This is a genomic window from Pseudomonas sp. MH10 (assembly GCF_034353045.1).
In the GTDB taxonomy this organism is placed as follows: domain Bacteria; phylum Pseudomonadota; class Gammaproteobacteria; order Pseudomonadales; family Pseudomonadaceae; genus Aquipseudomonas.
The window spans coordinates 14,165-31,587 of the sequence record NZ_CP133783.1; the positions used below are offsets into that span (position 1 = coordinate 14,165).

12 protein-coding genes and 2 pseudogenes are annotated in these 17,423 nt (G+C 55.7%); 3 read left to right on the forward strand and 11 right to left on the reverse strand.

Going from position 1 to position 17,423, the window contains the following annotated elements:
- Positions 1–48: 48 nt before the first annotated feature.
- Both RHM59_RS00065 and RHM59_RS00070 read left to right on the forward strand, forming a co-directional pair.
- Complete coding sequence (locus RHM59_RS00065; protein ID WP_322285692.1) at positions 49–2,589, forward strand: hypothetical protein; 2,541 nt, start codon at positions 49–51, stop codon at positions 2,587–2,589.
- 110 nt (positions 2,590–2,699) lie between these two features.
- Positions 2,700–4,313, forward strand: coding sequence for an Ig-like domain-containing protein (locus RHM59_RS00070; RefSeq protein WP_322285693.1), 1,614 nt, complete (start codon positions 2,700–2,702; stop codon positions 4,311–4,313).
- Positions 4,314–4,532: 219 nt separating this feature from the next.
- Here the strand turns inward: RHM59_RS00070 and RHM59_RS00075 are convergent.
- From RHM59_RS00075 to RHM59_RS00115, 9 genes and pseudogenes are all read right to left on the reverse strand, one after another.
- Positions 4,533–5,185: pseudogene (locus RHM59_RS00075) on the reverse strand (HAD family hydrolase).
- A gap of 182 nt (positions 5,186–5,367) precedes the next feature.
- Positions 5,368–5,698: pseudogene (locus RHM59_RS00080) on the reverse strand (TOBE domain-containing protein); the annotation flags it as partial.
- A 230-nt stretch (positions 5,699–5,928) separates the two neighbouring features.
- Positions 5,929–6,915, reverse strand: coding sequence for a zeta toxin family protein (locus RHM59_RS00085; RefSeq protein WP_322184111.1), 987 nt, complete (start codon positions 6,913–6,915; stop codon positions 5,929–5,931).
- A gap of 134 nt (positions 6,916–7,049) precedes the next feature.
- Positions 7,050–7,703 carry an HAD family hydrolase gene (locus RHM59_RS00090; RefSeq protein WP_322168228.1) on the reverse strand — a complete coding sequence of 218 codons (654 nt, stop codon included), beginning with the start codon at positions 7,701–7,703 and terminating at the stop codon, positions 7,050–7,052.
- A gap of 229 nt (positions 7,704–7,932) precedes the next feature.
- On the reverse strand, positions 7,933–8,922 hold the full coding sequence (locus RHM59_RS00095; protein WP_322168229.1) for an ABC transporter ATP-binding protein: 990 nt from the start codon (positions 8,920–8,922) through the stop codon (positions 7,933–7,935).
- Positions 8,919–9,719, reverse strand: a complete 801-nt coding sequence (locus RHM59_RS00100) for an ABC transporter permease (RefSeq protein ID WP_322168230.1) — start codon at positions 9,717–9,719, stop codon at positions 8,919–8,921. The genes RHM59_RS00095 and RHM59_RS00100 overlap by 4 nt, the downstream gene beginning before the upstream one ends.
- The gene (locus tag RHM59_RS00105) at positions 9,706–10,548 is read right to left on the reverse strand and encodes an ABC transporter permease subunit (RefSeq protein ID WP_322168231.1); all 843 of its coding nucleotides are present in this window, start codon (positions 10,546–10,548) and stop codon (positions 9,706–9,708) included. Before RHM59_RS00105 ends, RHM59_RS00100 begins: the two co-directional genes overlap by 14 nt.
- Positions 10,545–11,351: an alkaline phosphatase family protein gene (locus RHM59_RS00110; protein ID WP_322168232.1), complete on the reverse strand. Its 807-nt coding sequence runs from the start codon at positions 11,349–11,351 to the stop codon at positions 10,545–10,547. Before RHM59_RS00110 ends, RHM59_RS00105 begins: the two co-directional genes overlap by 4 nt.
- A 137-nt stretch (positions 11,352–11,488) precedes the next feature.
- Positions 11,489–12,556, reverse strand: a complete 1,068-nt coding sequence (locus tag RHM59_RS00115) for an ABC transporter substrate-binding protein (protein WP_322168233.1) — start codon at positions 12,554–12,556, stop codon at positions 11,489–11,491.
- 361 nt (positions 12,557–12,917) lie between these two features.
- On the opposite strand from RHM59_RS00115, the gene RHM59_RS00120 reads away from it, so the two are divergent.
- Complete coding sequence (locus tag RHM59_RS00120) at positions 12,918–13,634, forward strand: UTRA domain-containing protein (RefSeq protein ID WP_322168234.1); 717 nt, start codon at positions 12,918–12,920, stop codon at positions 13,632–13,634.
- A gap of 177 nt (positions 13,635–13,811) precedes the next feature.
- Here RHM59_RS00120 and RHM59_RS00125 read toward each other — a convergent pair whose 3' ends face one another.
- A complete protein-coding gene (locus tag RHM59_RS00125) occupies positions 13,812–15,968 on the reverse strand; it encodes a mechanosensitive ion channel domain-containing protein (protein ID WP_322285694.1) in 2,157 nt (718 codons plus the stop codon).
- A 57-nt stretch (positions 15,969–16,025) separates the two neighbouring features.
- Positions 16,026–17,315, reverse strand: coding sequence for a M18 family aminopeptidase (locus RHM59_RS00130; protein WP_322168236.1), 1,290 nt, complete (start codon positions 17,313–17,315; stop codon positions 16,026–16,028).
- Between the last annotated feature and the right edge of the window lie 108 nt (positions 17,316–17,423).

Sequence of the window (17,423 nt, forward strand, 5' to 3'; positions counted from 1 at the left end):
ACACGGCGCACACTTCGGTTCGGTTTCATACTTCAAGGAAGAACAATCATGGCCCTCAACGATCTGGTTTTTACCGACATCAACGATTCTCCTGACAACCCACGTCTTGGCTTGGGGTATCACCAATTGTACGACCCTACTTCGTTTATCGGGCTGATCTCCAAACTCCCCGATGTCACGCGAGTAGGAGACACCATTACCCTGTTTTGGGATGGCGATATAGCGCAACAGTACGATTTGAATCAGCCCACCATCGACAAGGGCTGGCTAAGTTTTAACGTCTCGCCCAGCCGTATTCTCGACCCCGAGGGTGATGTGTATTACACGCTATATGACCATGAAGCCGAGGACCTGCAAAAATCGCCTAGCCGGATCATTGCCGTCAATCGGCGGGTGCCAGGCGGACTTGACCCCGAAACGGATACGGCGTTCAACGAAAACATGGAGCTCTGCACCGTGAGCCCGGACCCGGTCAGCAGTCCAGAGGCGACGGTAACCGTGTCGGTCCCGAAGTGGATCAATCAAGAGGTCGGCGATGAACTAACCGTGATGTGGAACAACATCCGGGTGCCGTATCCGAAGTTGCAAACGTTGGGACCAGTGGATGTAATCATTCCGCCCGAGGTGCTCGAACAGGGTATGAGCAGCGACAAGCTGCTGGTCAATTATGAAATTCGCGACATCGTCGACAACTACTCCCTGGTCTCGCCTTCGACCTACGTCACGGTAGAAATCGACCCTGACGCGCTGCCTGCTCCTCGTGTTGAGGAAGCGGACCGCGCGACATTAATTCTCGATCTGGAAGCGCTGGGCGATAACGATGCGCATGTGGTCATCCCAAGTTATATCGGCAATGGTAATGCCTATGTGGTCACTCTTACGTGGGTGGGCAAGACACCAATGGCTGATATCAGCCTTAACCTACCGCCACTACCCATAGACGACCCGGTCTTCGACCATGCGACGTTCATCATCCCCAACGTTCACCTGAGACAAATCGCTGGCGGCTCGGCGGTGGCGCGCTACAGCCTGGTTCAACAAGGCGTAACCGAACCCAAGCAATCGAAAACCACCAGCATCACCCTCACCGGGCTGCCGGTTGAACTTGCCGGGCCGGTGGTGCTGGAGGCTGGAGGTACCGCCATCATTGATCTGGCACTCGTCACGGGCGACAGCGTTACTGTGAGCATTGCGGCCTACACCGGACAGAATGCCGGAGACAAAATCCTGCTCAGTTGGAAAGGCACGCCTACCGCCGGTGGTCCGGTCAACTACACCGATGAATACGTCATCAAGGTCGGTGAGGAACTGCTTGCGACCACGTTTGTTGTCCTTCGGCAAAACCTCGACCCGCTGGGCGGCGGTACGCTGGAGTTGACCTATCAGGTGGTGTTCAAGGCGACTGGTATTTCGCAGGGATCGGCATCGACAACTTATCAAGTCAAGGCGGCAATCCCTGCGACCTACCCAGCACCAACAGTGAAAGATGCCCCGGGTGGCGTGCTCGACCCCATGAAGGCCCTGGCGGGAGCGACAATGACGGTGGCCTATGACGACATGCTGCCCACCGACACCATTGCGCCGATCTGGAATGGCAAAAACGATACAGTGGATTGGCAACAGGGCAGTCTTAGCAAGAGGCTGGATTTCCTGATTCCACCCTCCGAGGTCGCTGCATCGCTGGGGCAATTGTTTGATGTGAGTTATGGCGTAGTACGCGCAACGGTGCTGTCGTCTGATGCCTTGAGCCTGACCGTGTCGAAAATACCGGAGGGTGAACTGAGCAAATCTACCCCCGTGGTGACTGAGGCCGAGGCGGGCGTGCTGGATTTGAGCACGTTTGGGGGCGATGCCCATGTAGTAGTTGCGAAGTGGCCGTTGGCCGTTATTGGTCAACGGGTATGGTTGACTGTCAGTGGTCCGAACGGGGTGCCGACTTTGCCCATACTGACGGCTTACCCTATTACCAGTGGGGAGGCAATTAACGGCGTCGCGCGGGATATTCCAAGAGCGGAGTTGGAGAAGTATGCGGATGGGGAAGAGTTGACGGTAGTTTGCAAAGTGACCTTTGACGGGGAAAACCTTGAAGCGAGCGCGGTTGTATTTCCGGACCTGCGGTTGAACATGGTCATTAGGCCGCCCGACATCCTTGAAGACTTCAGCACCCATAACGCGGACCTGATTACTGTAGGCGGGTCGATCAAGACTCAATACATGATAATCCGATTCCTGTCCGGTACCGGACAAGCGGGATTTGCACCTTATTACGTGCTTCCTCCTGAAGCGGCACCGTACTTTAAAAATCCGGTATTACAGCTTTCTTACGCCAACCAAGGCAATCAGACCGTTGAACTGGAATTGGATGATGAATGTAAAGCAGTGAGTTTTGATGTGCACGGGGTAGAGGCTAACAGCACGCAAGTTCGGTATCTGGATGCCAACAAAGTAGTACTGTATTCACAAATACTCGAGAAGCTTACCAACCAGAACGTCAGCTATACCAGCCCGGGCAACCGCATTCGCTATATAGAGATCACCAGCCAAAACCAGGACTGGACACTCTGGGATAACGTTGCCATGCAGTTCTAAATTGAATGGCATGCGGGGTTTGATAAAGCTATTTATTTTGGCGTAGCTGCTGATTTAATAGAAACCTGCATGTCGAGTATTTCGATATTTAAACATCAAGGAAGACCACCATGACCCCATTAACCGCAACACAAAAAAAACAACTAACCGATGCCTTTGCTTCGGCTAAATCAGGCGTATCCGCCCAACGGCAAAATACGCCATTTCCAAAACCTAAGGTGACACAAGCCATCGCCGATGTCCTTGACCCATGGGTGGCCGAGCCATCGGGGGTCCAGGTCGAAGTTGCTTACGACTCCATGGTGACATCCGACATCATCGGGTTGTCTTTTAATGGCGACGATACCTTCATCCCGCAAAATGGTAGCCTTTTTAAGAAAGTGACGTTCACCGTCCCCGTGGCTGACGTGGCAGCTTCGGTGGGCAAAACTGTTCCAGTCATCTACGCCGTGGTTCGGCCCGATGGTACCGAGCTTTCCGATTTTTTGAATCTGGAAGTGCAGCCGCTCTCTCAAACCCGGTTACCCACTCCAAACATTACCCAGGCGGCGGCGGGCGTGCTGGATTTAAATACGTTTGAAGGGCCTGCAAATTTGGTGGTGCCGAAATGGCCACTGGCGGTGATTGGGCAGCGGGTTTGGTTGACGGTGAGTGGACTGAACGGGGTATCCAATGTGCAACTGCTGACAGGTTATCCGATCACAGGTGAAGAAGTGAGCAGTGGCATTGAGCGGGATATATCGCGGGCTGATTTGGATAAGTTTGCGGATGGGGATGAGATGACGATGGTGTGCAAGGTTGCATTTGATGGAAACAACCTGGAATCGTCTGCAACGGTTTTCCCCGGTGTTGCTTACACAATAAAAAAATTAGATAACTCGGTATTGCCTACTGTTATCAGTGTCACGGACACCAAAGGTCTGGTTGCCAACGGTGGAGCTACTTATAATACAGCTGTCACTCTTGCGGGCAAGGCATCGCCTATGCAGCAAGTGCAAATATTTGATGGCTTCACGTCGGTTGGTACTACCGCTGTCAACGCAAGTGGAGATTGGACGCAGGCTGTAACCGCGTTGATCGTGGCCACTCATAGTATCACCGCAAAGGCGTTGTACGGAACTAGTCCTGTATCGGCGGCGTACATTTTTACCGTCGCGGTTCCCCTCTCCATAGACCCATCTGTAATGAACCTGGATGGAATAGTTGTTAAGACATCTTGGCCGAAGACAGGGTTGGAGTTTTTGGGGAATACGCAAACCCGGCAAGCAAGGGGGGGCGTTCCGCCTTATACCTATACATCAAATAATCCTAGCATCGTTACCGTTTCGCAGAATGGAGAAGTCATAGGCGTAAGCAACGGTACCGCCACCATCACCGTTCAGGATGCGTTGCGCGCGACAGCAACTTATTCTGTAGTTAAGACTAATGTTTATCAATTGGTCCAAAGTCCGGGTGCGCAAGGGATCACTGCTCAGCAGGCTATAGATTGGAGAAATAGTATGCCAGGCGCGATCACAATTGTTTCTGGTTTTGCTGCAATGAATCGGGTGTACGGCCCCAGCGCTAACTGGCCTCAACCTACTGGTGCCGTGTACTGGACATGCGATCCTACAGGTTGCTCGGGTAGCGCGCGCGTGGCGTTTACGCCTCTTGATGCGGTATTTTCTTGCAGAAGTGGAACAAGTAATCTTTGGCTTGCATGGCGTCTCCAGCCTTATCCTTAGCAAAAAGTTGCATCGTTAATTATGTCGAACTTGTAGGTCATGTACCTATGCAGACGTAACTAAGATGGGGGTGCTCTGCAAGGCGCAACACTTCTTAGAGAAGGCCTGAATTAAGGCCTTCTTTCTCCGTGCTTTGGGACTTAAGTAATCAAAAAAAACGTTTTCAGAGGTAAGATGGCCCGGACTATTCTTACTGGTGCACGACAAGAAGTCCCATCATCACTTCCAGCTATGAATAGGCCAACCCGCCTTCTGTGCATGCTCGCGCAACGCCGCATCCGGATTCACCACATGCGGATATTCAACCTCCAGCAACAACGCCAAGTCGTTGCGCGAATCTGAATAAAAGCTCGCGCCGTCTAGGGTTTCGCCTTCAGATTCCAGCCATTCCATCAAGCGGGTGACTTTGCCTTCGCGGTAGGTCAGCACGCCGGTGGTGGCGCCACTGTACACGCCATGCTTGACCTCCAGTTCGATGCCCAGCACTTCGTCGATGCCGATCCGTGCGGCGATGGCTTTAACCAAGTGGGTGCCCGAGGCGGATATCACCAGAATTCTGTCCCCGGCTGCGCGGTGGTTGGCGATAGCAGTGCAGGCGTCGCTGAGATGATCGGTTCGATGAAGTCTTCGACCCAAGGTTCGACCAGGTGATCGACTTCTTCCGGGGTAAGACCGGCCATGGGTTCCAGGCTGAAGGCCATGTAGTCTTCCATGGCCAGTTGGCCGGCGCTGTAGGCGGCCATGAGTTCATCGTTTTTACGCAAGAACGATTCTTTGTCGACCCAGCCGAGGCGGGCCATCTGTTCGCTCCACAAGCTGGCGCAGTCGCCGCCGATCAAGGTCTCGTCCAAGTCAAAAATTGCTAACGCCATTACTGCTGTTCTCTGAATGTAGTGCTTACGCGGTGCCTTGTGGGGAATTCTATGTTTGAAGGCAAACCCCACCCCGTTATTCCTCAAATCTGTGGGAGCAGCCTTGCCTGAGAATTGGCTTGACTCGTGGTGCCTGATCCAACGCGTTCGTTGGCAAGCCAACTTGTATGTTTAAACTTGAAGGGGTGGGTGGACAGGCTCACGCGGCGACCGTCGGGGTGCAGGTCGGCGACGGAGCGGTTGAGCACGTCCACCACCAATTCCACGCCTCGTGCTTGGACACGATAACGAATCACGTTGCCCAACAAGCTGTGGCTGCGGACTTCGCCGTCCAGTTCGCCACTCAGGCTCGGTTCGATGGCTTCCGGGCGAAATGGCCAGGCGGCTGGTGATCGGCCGTTGCAGCAGGCGGCTGGCGGTGGCTGCGTCCAGCAGGTTGTAGTTACCGATAAAGCCTGCGGCAAACACATCAACGGGGGCGGTGTACAGGGTTTCGGCGTCGCCACTTTGCAGAGATTAAAGGAGTCTGATTTATTTATCGGACTGATTTATTCTCGGTGAGGCTTTGAAAATAAATCAGTCCCCTTGTTGCTACAAAACATTTGTGCAGCGGGGAAGGCCAGATGACCTTTAACACTGATTGGCAGGTGACAACCAAAATCGAAGTGCCGGTTACCAAAGAAATGTGGAGCTGCCGAGGTGACTATTGGCGGCGACGTTGATCAGTGAGCCCAATCGATCACCTATCGAAATACATACTTGACGATGTAAGCATAAAGATCGCTATAAACCGCATAAGGAATGTGTTTGGCAAACTCCGCAACCTGCGACAGCGCCAGATGACATTCTTTGAGTGTTTCCCCCCGTTCATCCCGGGTGAAAATCTGCGCGTTCACAATTGTCGCGTAATTGTTATAAGTGCAGGGCACATTCAGTATTGGGGTGCGTTCGATTCGAACGGTATTTTCCGCAGGGCTGATGACTTGCCCATCGCGGGTGTTGATTGGCTGCGGAGTCAGTTGTTCAGGTGCATCACAACGGCTATGGCACACCACAGTTCGGTCCTTCAAGACACCGAAGCCGCGCTCATACATGATGATTTCCGAGCCGGGCACCAAGAGGCAAGCGCTCTCGAAGGCTGTCAATATCGATTGGGCGTTGGCCATGCTGGCTTCGATGGCCGAAAGGTCGACGAAGCGTTCCAGTGCCTTATCCTTGAGGCTTTTCAGGGCTCTGCTGATGGTGGACAGGTGCGCGAATTCCTTTTTGCAGCCAATCAAATGAACCTCGAATTGGTAGCCATCATTGGCCGCAGTCATTGGAAAGGCTGCGAAATCTATGCTGTCCAGCGCGGTTTCCATGATGAAGTTGTATTTGTTGGCAAAGGCATACTGAAAAATTTTTGCGCCCAACGCCCAAGTGAACTGTTCGGTGTGCTGATACGCATGCAACACCCCGATACCCTCCATGTCTGCGTATTGAGGATGTTTTTTTCGATATTCCGGCAGGTACAGGCGAACATAGTTCGAATATTTTGGGTCTTTGAGCAGGGTGTTTTCTAGCAGGTATGTTTTACCGGAGCCTTGGACACCAGCGACGATCAGTGCTTTTGGGGTAGGGTTTGTGCTTTGGTCGATGTCTCGTGTTTTGTCAAATAGCTGTTCGGCTATTTCGTTGAAAGCACGATCTACGTCGTCGGGTGTATAGGAATAGTTAACGCGGCTAGTCATGTAATGGCCCTGAATGAATGGCGAGTGGTTTTAATGTCATTAGACGAATCGACGTAAAACCATTCTTGTCGTTAATTCAATTCATGGATCGTTTCAGGATGTTCCGCGCAAGTACCGCCGCGGGGGGCAGTTCCCTATGACCAACGATGAATCGGCCATCCTGCCTTTTCCGCGTGTTCGCGCAACGCTGAGTCAGGATTCACAACATGCGGATACTCAACCTTCAGCAACAACGCCAAGTCGTTGCGCGAATCTGAATAAAAGCTCGCGCCGTCTAGGGTTTCGCCTTCAGATTCCAGCCATTCCATCAAGCGGGTGACTTTGCCTTCGCGGTAGGTCAGCACGCCGGTGGTGGCGCCGCTGTACACGCCATGCTTGACCTCCAGTTCGATGCCCAGCACTTCGTCTATGCCGATGCGTGCGGCGATAGCTTTAACCAAGTGGGTGCCCGAGGCGGATATCACCAGAATTCTGTCCCCGGCTGCGCGGTGGTTGGCGATAGCAGTGCAGGCGTCGCTGAAGATGATCGGTTCGATGAAGTCTTCGACCCAAGGTTCGACCAGGTGATCGACTTCTTCCGGGGTACGACCGGCCATGGGTTCCAGGCTGAAGGCCATGTAGTCTTCCATGGCCAGTTGGCCGGCGCTGTAGGCGGCCATGAGTTCATCGTTTTTACGCAGGAACGATTCTTTGTCGGCCCAGCCGAGGCGGACCATCTGTTCGCTCCACAGGCTGGCGCAGTCGCCGCCGATCAAGGTCTCGTCTAGGTCAAAAATTGCTAACGCCATTACTGCTGTCCTCTGAATGTAGTGCTAGTGCTTACGCGGTGCCTTGTGGGGAATTCTATGTTTGAAGGCAAACCCCACCCCGTTATTCCTCAAATCTGTGGGAGCAGCCTTGCCTGCGAATTGGCTTGACTCGTGGTGCCTGATCCAACGCGTTCGTTGGCAAGCCAACGCCCACAGCGACTTGGTGCGAGGTATTGAATCGCCGCCTTCGGCAGCTCCCACCGGTTTGTCAGGCTACCTCACACAGCGCCGAGGGGTCGATGGACAGGCTCACGCGGCGACCGTCGGGGTGCAGGTCGGCGGCGGAGCGGTTGAGCACGTCCACCACCAATTCCACGCCTCGTGCTTCGACACGATAACGAATGACGTTGCCCAACAAGCTGTGGCTGCGCACTTCGCCGTCCAGCGCACCCGTGAGGCTCAGTTCAATGGCTTCCGGGCGAACGGCCAGGCGGCTGGTGATCGGCCGTTGCAGCAGGCGGCTGGCGGTGGCTGCGTCCAGCAGGTTGTAGTTACCGATAAAGCCTGCGGCGAACACATCAACGGGGGCGGTGTACAGGGTTTCGGCGTCGCCACTTTGCACGATCCGGCCCTGGTTCATCAGGAAAATCCGGTCGGACATGGTCAGGGCTTCTTCCTGATCGTGGGTCACGAAGATCGTCGTCAAGCCTAGCTCGCGCTGAATCGCACGAATCTGTTCACGCAGGTGTTTACGAATGCGTGCATCCAACGCCGACAGCGGCTCATCCAGCAGCAACAAACGTGGCTGAGTGACCAGCGAACGAGCCAACGCCACGCGCTGGCACTGCCCACCGGACATTTGATGCGGGTAACGGCTGGCGAAGTCAGTCAGTTCCACTAGGCGTAAAATCTCGGCGACACGTTTGCGGCTTTCGTCCGGATTGATTTTTTGCATGCGCAAACCGAACGCGACGTTCTGCTCGACGTTCATATTCGGGAACAGCGCGTAGCTCTGGAACACCATGCCGATGCCACGCTTTTGCGGCGACACCGGCACCAGGTCTTGGCCGTCTAATAGAATCTGTCCGCTGGTGACCGACGTCAGGCCGGCGATGCAGCGCAGCAGGGTGGATTTACCACAGCCGGAGGGACCGAGGAGGGTGACGAATTCACCTTTTTTGATCTCGCAATTGATGTCACTGAACACGGCGGTGCTGGCGTAGTTCTTTTGCAGGTGTTCGACGCTGACGAAGCTCATTGGCTTTTGTCCTTGTTCAGTAAATTGGCAACCCAGGTCAATACCAATACGAACAGGAAGTACGAAATCACCAAGGCGCTGGTGAAGTGGCCGCTGCTGTTGCGCATGTTGTTGAGATAGACCTGCAGGGTTTCGTAGCGGGTACCGACCAGAATGTTGGCGAACACGAATTCACCGAACAGGAACGAGAACGACAGCAGCAGCGCGACCATCAGCCCTTTGCGCAGGTTTGGCAGCACCACCAGAATGGCGGCTTGCCAAGTGCTGGCGCCGAGCAACTGGGCGGCGTCCATCAGGTCGCGCAGGTTGATCGCTTGCAAGTTATTAGTGATCGCCCGGTACATGAACGGCAGCGCCACGGTGAAGTAGCAGCCGATCAAAATCCACGGTGTGCCGACCATCGCAAACGGCCCAGAGCCATACAGCTGCAACAGCCCCACCGAGGACACCACCGGCGGCACGGCGAACGGCAGCAGGATCAGGATGTTCATCAGCGCGTCGAGCTTGGGGAAGTGGTAATGCACCACGAACAGCAGCGGCAGGATCAAGATGACCGAGAGGATCAGCGAGCCGACGCACACCAGCAACGATTGCCAGAACGCGTGCAGGAAGCGCGGATCACTCCACAGTTGCTCATACCATTTGAAGGTGAAACCGCTGGGCAGAATGGTCGCCGACCAACTGCTGGCCAGCGAGTAGATCAAGGTCCCGGCCAGTGGCAGCAACAGAATGATGAATAACAGGTAAACCACGACTCGGTGATACACGACGGCGGAGCCGGATTCAGCGCGCGACATGGTAGCTCCTCTTCAATAGCCATTGGTGGACGATGGTCACCAGGGTCATCAGTCCCACCAACACCACGGCAAGGGCGCTGGCCATGTTCGGATCTAGGGTGATGTCGCCGGAAACCATGGCCGCGATGCGAATCGGCAGCACGTTGAAGTTACCGGTGGTCAGCGCGTACACCGTGGCGTAGGCGCCAAGGGCGTTGGCCAGCAAAATCACAAAGGTACCGATCAGTGCCGGGGTCAGCACCGGTAAGCCGATGTACCGCCAAAACTGCCAGCTACTGGCCCCAAGCAGCGAAGCCGATTCGCGCCAGTCTTCACGCAGGGCATCAAACGCCGGGTACAGCAGCAACACGCCCAGTGGGATCTGGAAGTAGGTGTACAGAATAATCAGGCCGGTTTCGGAGTACAGATTGAAGTCCTGAATCACCCCGGCCTGCTTGAGCATGATGGTGATGGTGCCGTTGAACCCCAGCAGGATGATGAAGGCAAACGCCAACGGCACGCCGGCGAAGTTGCTGGTCATGTTGGCGAAGGCATTGACGAAATTGCGCAGCCGCGAATCGACTCGGCGCAGGGAGTAGCTGCCGAGGACCGCGATAAGAATCCCGAACACACTGGACCAAAAGCTGATTTCCAGGCTGTGACCGATGGCTTGCAGGTAAAACCGCGAGCTGAAAATTTCGGTGAAGTTCGCCAACCCCCAGCCTTCGTCTTCCGATTGCACGCTGTTGATCAGCACCCACACCAGCGGCGCGATCTGAAACACAATAAAAAATACGGCGAAGGGCACCAGACAGAGTACGGCCAGCCATTTGCCTCGGACTGATTTCACTTCAACAGCTCCCTGCATACAGGTTTATCGTGAGCAATACCGAGTAATTCGCAGATGGTGCCGCACAGGTCTGTCTGCTTCGGGGCGGCGTTTGCATCAAGGCTGAAAGCGTCGCCAATGAGAAACAGCGGCACTTCGCGCTCTTCCGGGAGCAGGCCATTGTGCGAGCGGTCGTTGTTCATGCCGTGGTCAGCGGTCACGACCACTTGATAGCCGGCGTCGATCCAGTCTTTCAGGTATTCGGCGAGAATCATGTCAACGGTCCGCGCGCTGTTGCGGTATTGCGGGGTGTCGATGCCGTGCTTATGTCCGGCGTCGTCGATGTTCATGGTGTGCACCAGCAGGAAGTTAGGCAGGTGACGCAAACGCAGGCTTTCGGCATCGACGAACAGGTGCGAGTCAGGGTAGTGATCGGAGTAGTAAAAGTGCCCGTGCTGAATCGGCAGGCTGGGCTCATCGATATGACGATCGCGGGCCGGGTTAAACGGCGAGCGGTTATACAGCTCGCTGACCCAATGGTAGGCCGCGGCGGCAGTGGTGAGGCCTGCCTCTGTGGCGTAGTGAAAGATACTGCGCTGGTTCGACAACCGCGTTACGTTGTTGTGGACAATACCGCTGTCGATCGGCTTAACGCCGGTCAGAATGCATTCGTAAAGTGGTCTGGAAAGTGAGGGCAACTCACATTCCAGTTTGTACAACACCGCGCGTCCTGCACTGGCATAGGCCTGAAGATGGCCCAAGGTATTTCGGGCGACCTTATGATTTAGCCCATCGAGTAGCACCAGGATGACGTTGTGTTTCATGGGGATCACTCCAGCTTTAATTGGACGCTATACCCTGTAGGAGCTGCTGAAGGCCGCGATAGTTTTATAAGCTGATCGCAGTCTTCGGCAGCTCTTACAGGTGATGGATTGCTCCCGTTATTTCTGGAGCAGGGACATCACTTCATATCAATAATGACTTGCTCGTTCCACTTCTTCGGCAGCGACTTGGAGGTTTTTTCCCAAGCATCTGCGTCCTTGATCGGCGTCACTTTCTTGTATTGCTCATTGGGCAGCAGTTTGGCTTGCACATCCGCTGGCAGCGTCAGGTGATCAGCACGGATCGGACGCGCGTTGCCACGGGCCAGGTTGGTTTGCCCCGCATCACTGAAGATGTATTCACGCGCCAGTTTGGCCGCGTTCGGGTGTTTGGCGTATTTGTTGATAATGGTGGTATAGCCTGAAATTACCGAGCCGTCAGACGGGATCAGCACTTCGTAGTCATCTTTATTGACCATCTTGTCGCGATAGCTCAAACCGTTGAAGTCCCAGACCACGCCGACTTCAATTTCGCCTTTTTCCATGGTGGCGATGGTGGTGTTAGCCAGTGACAAGCGGCCTTCTTTAGCGAGCTTGTTAAACATCAGCAGCGCGGGCTCGATGTTCTTTTCGTCGCCACCTTTGGCAATCGCTGCTGCGAGCACGCCGTTGGCGGCCTGTGCTGCGGTGCTTACGTCACCAATGGAGACTTTGTATTTGCCCTTTTCCAGGTCAGCCCAGCTTTTTGGGGCATCAGAACCGTGCAGCAACTTCTTGTTGATGATGAACGCGATGGTGCCGGTATAAGCCAGCGCCCAGTTGCCGTCTTTGTCTTTTGCCCACGCCGGGACTTGATCCCATGTGCTTGGTTTGTACGGCTGGGTAACGCCCTGTTTCACAGCGATTGGTCCGAAGGCTGCACCAACATCGCCGATGTCCGCACTGGCGTTGTCTTTCTCCGCCGCGAACTTGGCAACTTCTTGGGCCGAGCTCATGTCGGTGTCGATGTGTTTCAGGCCATAGGTTTTGGCCAGGTCCTCCCACGTGCCTTTCCAGTTAGCCCAGTCATCGGGCATGCCGACGCTATTAACCGCACCTTCCGCTTTAGCGGCGGCCTCCAGGGTTTGCAAGTCGGTGTCAGCTGCCATGGCTGCGGTGCACAAGGCAATGGTCGAACCTAACAGTGATGCCAGGAAAATATGTTTCATCCGAAGCTCCTTTGGGCGTTTTAACGCTGCATTTTTATCGACGGTGATGCGGTTGGGTTGGTCTAGGTCAGCAATACCTGAGCCAATCTAGGCTTGGCGCATGACACTTTAATGTCGGCATCAGTCCTGCAAGGGTTTTGCTCAGCTAACGTCAGGCCGTGCTCGGTAAGCGTAGACCATGGTTAAGCTATTGATGTTCATAAGGTTAATTTTTTTAAAGGACTGTTTGAACCACCTCAGCCCGCAGCTGTGTCATCTTCCAGTCATGAGTATTGACTACGCTTGTTGAGCGTCGCAGGGCAGTGTTCGCCCTCGGTGTGGTCCAATCACTGCGCTGGACTAGTCCAGATAGGTAACGTTGATGCGTGACGATGCACCAAAAGCGGTGACAGCCATCGGTCTGGCCTTGCAGGAACAGATTGAACATGGCTTGTTGCCACCCAGTAGCAAGCTGCCCGCTGAACGCAAGCTTAGCGAACTCTTCAACACCACACGGATCACCGTGCGCGAAGCGTTGCTGCAATTGGAAGCACAGGGGCTGGTGTACCGCGAGGAACGGCGTGGCTGGTTTATTTCGCCGCCGCGCCTGGCGTACGATTTGATGCGCCGCAGCCACTTTCACGCCATGGTCGGCGCTCAAGGGCGGGTCGCTGAAACCCTGGTTATCTCTGCGCGCTTGCAACCGGCGTCGGCGCAGATGTGTGGGTTGCTGCAACTGCCCGCATTTTCCAGCGTGATCCAGATCTGCCGCGCGCGACGGATTGATCAACGGCTGGTGCTGTATGTGGAGCACTACCTCAACCCAGAGTATTTCCCACAGATATTGGACTTCGATCTGAATCAGTCCCTGACTGAGTTATATGCGAGCCACTATGGCATTCGGTACGGGAAGGTTCGCTTTGAAATGGTCCCGACCGCGTTACAGATCGACGCGGCGGCGGCGTTGAAAGTGTCGCTGGGCAGTCCAGGATTACGTATCGAACGGGTTAACCATGATCAGCAGGGCAGGCTGATTGACTGTGATATCGAATATTGGCGGCATGATGCGATACATGTGAGCGCGGTGGTGGAGGGGTAAAAACACCCTCTGTAGGGGCCAACTTCGGCTCCTACAGAAATCTGTGCATCGCCAACATCTGTGAGACCGAATTTATTCGGGAAGGCTTCAGTCCTGACACCCTGCAACCTCAAACCACACAAAGTGCCACACAGTTTGCTGCGCGACAGCGCGGCGTCGAAGACGTGGCGGACCCTCCTACAGATTTGCCCCGACCTTGGTCACGCTACCTGCCACTGCATTCACTTGCACACTCAACCTCGGTGTTGCCAGGTCCAGACCCGCCTCATCCAGGTGCCGCTTCAACGACAGGTTGAACGCCCGGGACACTTCCCATTGTTTGATCGGGGCGGTCTTGAAGCGGGCCCGTAATATCGCGCTGCCGGACTCAAAGCTCTCGATGCCTTGAATCTCCAGCGGCGACCAGATGTTGCGGCGCTCCAGCGGGTCGGTGCGCATTTTGTGGCCGACTTCGCGGACTACCTTGATCGCGTCATCAATGTTCATGTTGAACGGGATGGCGATGCGGAAGATCGCGTAACCGAATTCCCGCGAGTAGTTTTTGATGCTTTTGATTTCGCTGAACGGGATGGTGTGGACGATACCGTCGATGTCGCGCAAGCGCACGGTGCGAATGGTCAGCCCCTCGACGGTGCCCATGTGTCCACCGACGTCTACGTAATCATCGATGGCCAATGAGTCTTCGATGATGATGAACAGGCCGGTGATTAAGTCCGCCACCAACGATTGCGCACCGAAGCCGATGGCCAGGCCGATGACACCCGCGCCGGCCAGCAGCGGGGTCACGTTCATGCCCATGTTCGCCAGCGCGACAATCAACGCGATGATGAAGATCGCCACGAACAGCACGTTGCGGATCAGCGGCATCATGGTTTGTGCGCGGGCGTTAGCCAGACCTTTGCGCGAACGGGTCAGCGCGTGATGCACGGCGGTGTCGCTGAGAATCCACACCAGCCAGGCAAACAGCAGCGTCGCGCCGAGGCTGAACAGCTTGACCACGATTTCGTGACCGTCGCCTTCGGCGAAGCGAATCAGCGACATCCCCCATACGCGCAGGCCCAACTCGGTAAACAGCAGCCAAACCGCAAGGTGTGCCAGGGTGTAGATAAAGTTTTTCAGCCGTTCCGAGTACAGCGCATGGCGTTTGTGCCCGTGATGCGGTCGCAACGCATGACGCCGTACCAAACCGTGGATGACCATGCACAGCACCAGCAACACTGTGCAGATGAGCGACTGGCGCAATGCGGTGCTGGTATCTCCGGCCGAGAAAAACGTCGCAAACAACGACACGCCCACCAGCATCAGTGCCGGCACGTACCAATAGGTGCCGAGAATCTCGATGGTGTCGCTCAATGCGCGGCGGGTCAGGCGGCGAGACAGCGGCTGATTACGGATCAAATGGGCAATCGGCCGACGGAATCGCAGGATGAAAAGCCCGGTGGAGATCGCCGCCATTACATTGGCAAAGGTGGCGGCGGTATGCGCCAGGTGCTCGCCGAGGCTGGCAACCAGACGAGGGTCACTCAATGCTTCGCCGAAGGCGGCAAAACTGCCGATGGTCCACAGCGGCCGAAACGCCTGATGGCGCAAGATATACAGCGCGCGATGGCGGTGAGGGCCGTCCAGCAAGGAAAAGGCAATCACGCACACCGCTGAAAACAGCGTGCCGACCACCAGCGCGTAGGCCAAGACCATTGCCAGGTCCTTGCCCAGCGAGGAGGGCAGGGAATAGCTCAAGTACACCGTGATGATCAATGCCACCAGCCACGGCCCCAGTTTTCGCAGGGCGAAGCGCAGCATGTCCCAGAGTCGCGGGTGTTGCGGCAGGTCTTCGGACAAGCCGTAACGAACACGCACTCGGTGGCCAAACCAGATCAACCCCGCCGCCAGCAGGCCCCAAATCATCAACACCACGGCGAAGCCGAGAATCACTGGCAACCACTGATCGGCCGGCGGGGTAAGCGCTACCAATTCTTCTCGGGCCAGGGAGAACTCTTCGGACCAGCGACTCGCCGGGCTCTCCTCGCCTGAAAATTGTTTTTCGAAACCGCTGAAGGTGCTGCCGATCAAACCGAGCACGCCTTCCTCGGCGGGGGGTTGGGCTTTTCTGGCGGTGTCGCGAAGCTTTTTCAGGTCATCGAGCAGTTTAGTGCGCTGTTGATCGTTTTCCAGGGTCTTGATCACGTCGTCGAGAGACTGCCCTAACGGCTCCTGCGCCTGCGGTTGGGCCTTTGACGAACCCGCAAGAATGCCCGGCAGGCTCACCGCCTGAGCGGTGGTAAAGGGCAGTAGCCCCACAAGACAGAGCAGCAATAGACGCAAGAAAACAGGCACTGGGCAGAGAACCTCAAAAGCGAAATGACTGTTGCGTAACAAACACAGGGGGTTGCGTTACGGCAAATCATGGCTCGCATAAAACGCGGTAAGCACTTTTACCAGATGCGCCAGGTCATGGCTGCCTGCCAGTTCACGGATCGAGTGCATGGCGAAGGTCGGCAAGCCGATATCGACGGTGCGAACACCCAAATGACTGGCGGTGATCGGGCCGATGGTCGAGCCACAGGCCATGTCGCTGCGCATCACAAAGCTCTGCACCGGGACTTCTTGGGCCATGCATAAATGGCGGAAAAAACCGGCCGTCTCGCTGCTGGTGGCGTAGCGCTGGTTGTTGTTGACCTTGATCACCGGGCCGGCATTGAGTTTCGGGCCGTGATTGCTGTCGTGCTTCTCGGCGTAGTTGGGGTGGATGCCATGGGCATTGTCCGCCGAAACCAGCAGGGATTTTTGAACAGTGCGTACGTAATCTTCGCCGTCAGGCAGCAGGCGCTGAAGAATCTGCTCCAGCATCGGGCCGTCTGCGCCACAGGTAGACGACGAGCCGACTTCCTCGTGGTCCGTGCACACCAGCAAGCAGGTCTCGTCGGTTTCGGCGGTCAACAATGCCTGTAAACCGGCAAAGCACGACAGCAGGTTGTCGAGCCGCGCACCGGCAATAAAATCACCGTGCAGGCCAATAACCGCGGCGCTTTGGGTGTCGTAAAAGCTCAGTTCGTAATCCAGCACCACGTCGGCGTTGAGACCGTGTTCGCGGCCCAGTTGTTCTGTGAGCAAGGCACGGAAGTCTACGCGTTCATCACCGGCGACCTGGGCCAGAATCGGCGGCAACTCGTTTTGGGCATTGATCGCCCAGCCTTCGTTGGCGGTGCGATTCAGGTGGATCGCCAGGCTTGGAATGATCGCAATGGGTAACTGGAAATCGATCAGTTGGCTTTCGACCTTGCCGTCACGGCGGAAGGTCACCCGACCCGCCAGTGACAAGTCGCGGTCGAACCACGGGGCGAGCAATGCGCCGCCATAGACTTCGACGCCCAACTGCCAGAAACCCTGGCGTTGCAACTCAGGCTGTGGCTTGACCCGCAGGCAGGGGCTGTCGGTATGCGCACCGACCAAGCGGATGCCGCCGGCCACGGGCGAAAGACGTCCCAGCTTAAACGCGACAATCGCCGAATCGTTACGAGTAACGTAATACCGGCCACCGGCTTCGGTGGTCCAGGTTTCACGTTCGTCAAGACGCTGATAACCGGCCGCTTCCAGTCGTTGGACAAGACTGGCGGTGGCATGAAAAGGGGTGGGGGAGGCCTTGAGGAAATCGATCAGGCCTTGATTCAACGTTTCGCGCATAAGTGACTCCAGACAGCGATGGCGCGAGTTTACCGTATTGGCCTGCGTCGTGTGGTCACACGGTGGGGTTTTATGGTGTCTGTACTGATGCCTTCGCAGGCAAGCCTG

What these genes read in the sequence shown, in the direction of transcription:
- RHM59_RS00065 (WP_322285692.1), top strand. Translation starts at nt 49, where the DNA reads ATGGCCCTCAACGATCTGGTTTTTACCGACATCAACGATTCTCCTGAC.
- RHM59_RS00070 (WP_322285693.1), top strand. Translation starts at nt 2,700, where the DNA reads ATGACCCCATTAACCGCAACACAAAAAAAACAACTAACCGATGCCTTT.
- RHM59_RS00085 (WP_322184111.1), bottom strand. Translation starts at nt 6,915, where the DNA reads ATGACTAGCCGCGTTAACTATTCCTATACACCCGACGACGTAGATCGT.
- RHM59_RS00090 (WP_322168228.1), bottom strand. Translation starts at nt 7,703, where the DNA reads ATGGCGTTAGCAATTTTTGACCTAGACGAGACCTTGATCGGCGGCGAC.
- RHM59_RS00095 (WP_322168229.1), bottom strand. Translation starts at nt 8,922, where the DNA reads ATGAGCTTCGTCAGCGTCGAACACCTGCAAAAGAACTACGCCAGCACC.
- RHM59_RS00100 (WP_322168230.1), bottom strand. Translation starts at nt 9,719, where the DNA reads ATGTCGCGCGCTGAATCCGGCTCCGCCGTCGTGTATCACCGAGTCGTG.
- RHM59_RS00110 (WP_322168232.1), bottom strand. Translation starts at nt 11,351, where the DNA reads ATGAAACACAACGTCATCCTGGTGCTACTCGATGGGCTAAATCATAAG.
- RHM59_RS00115 (WP_322168233.1), bottom strand. Translation starts at nt 12,556, where the DNA reads ATGAAACATATTTTCCTGGCATCACTGTTAGGTTCGACCATTGCCTTG.
- RHM59_RS00120 (WP_322168234.1), top strand. Translation starts at nt 12,918, where the DNA reads ATGCGTGACGATGCACCAAAAGCGGTGACAGCCATCGGTCTGGCCTTG.
- RHM59_RS00130 (WP_322168236.1), bottom strand. Translation starts at nt 17,315, where the DNA reads ATGCGCGAAACGTTGAATCAAGGCCTGATCGATTTCCTCAAGGCCTCC.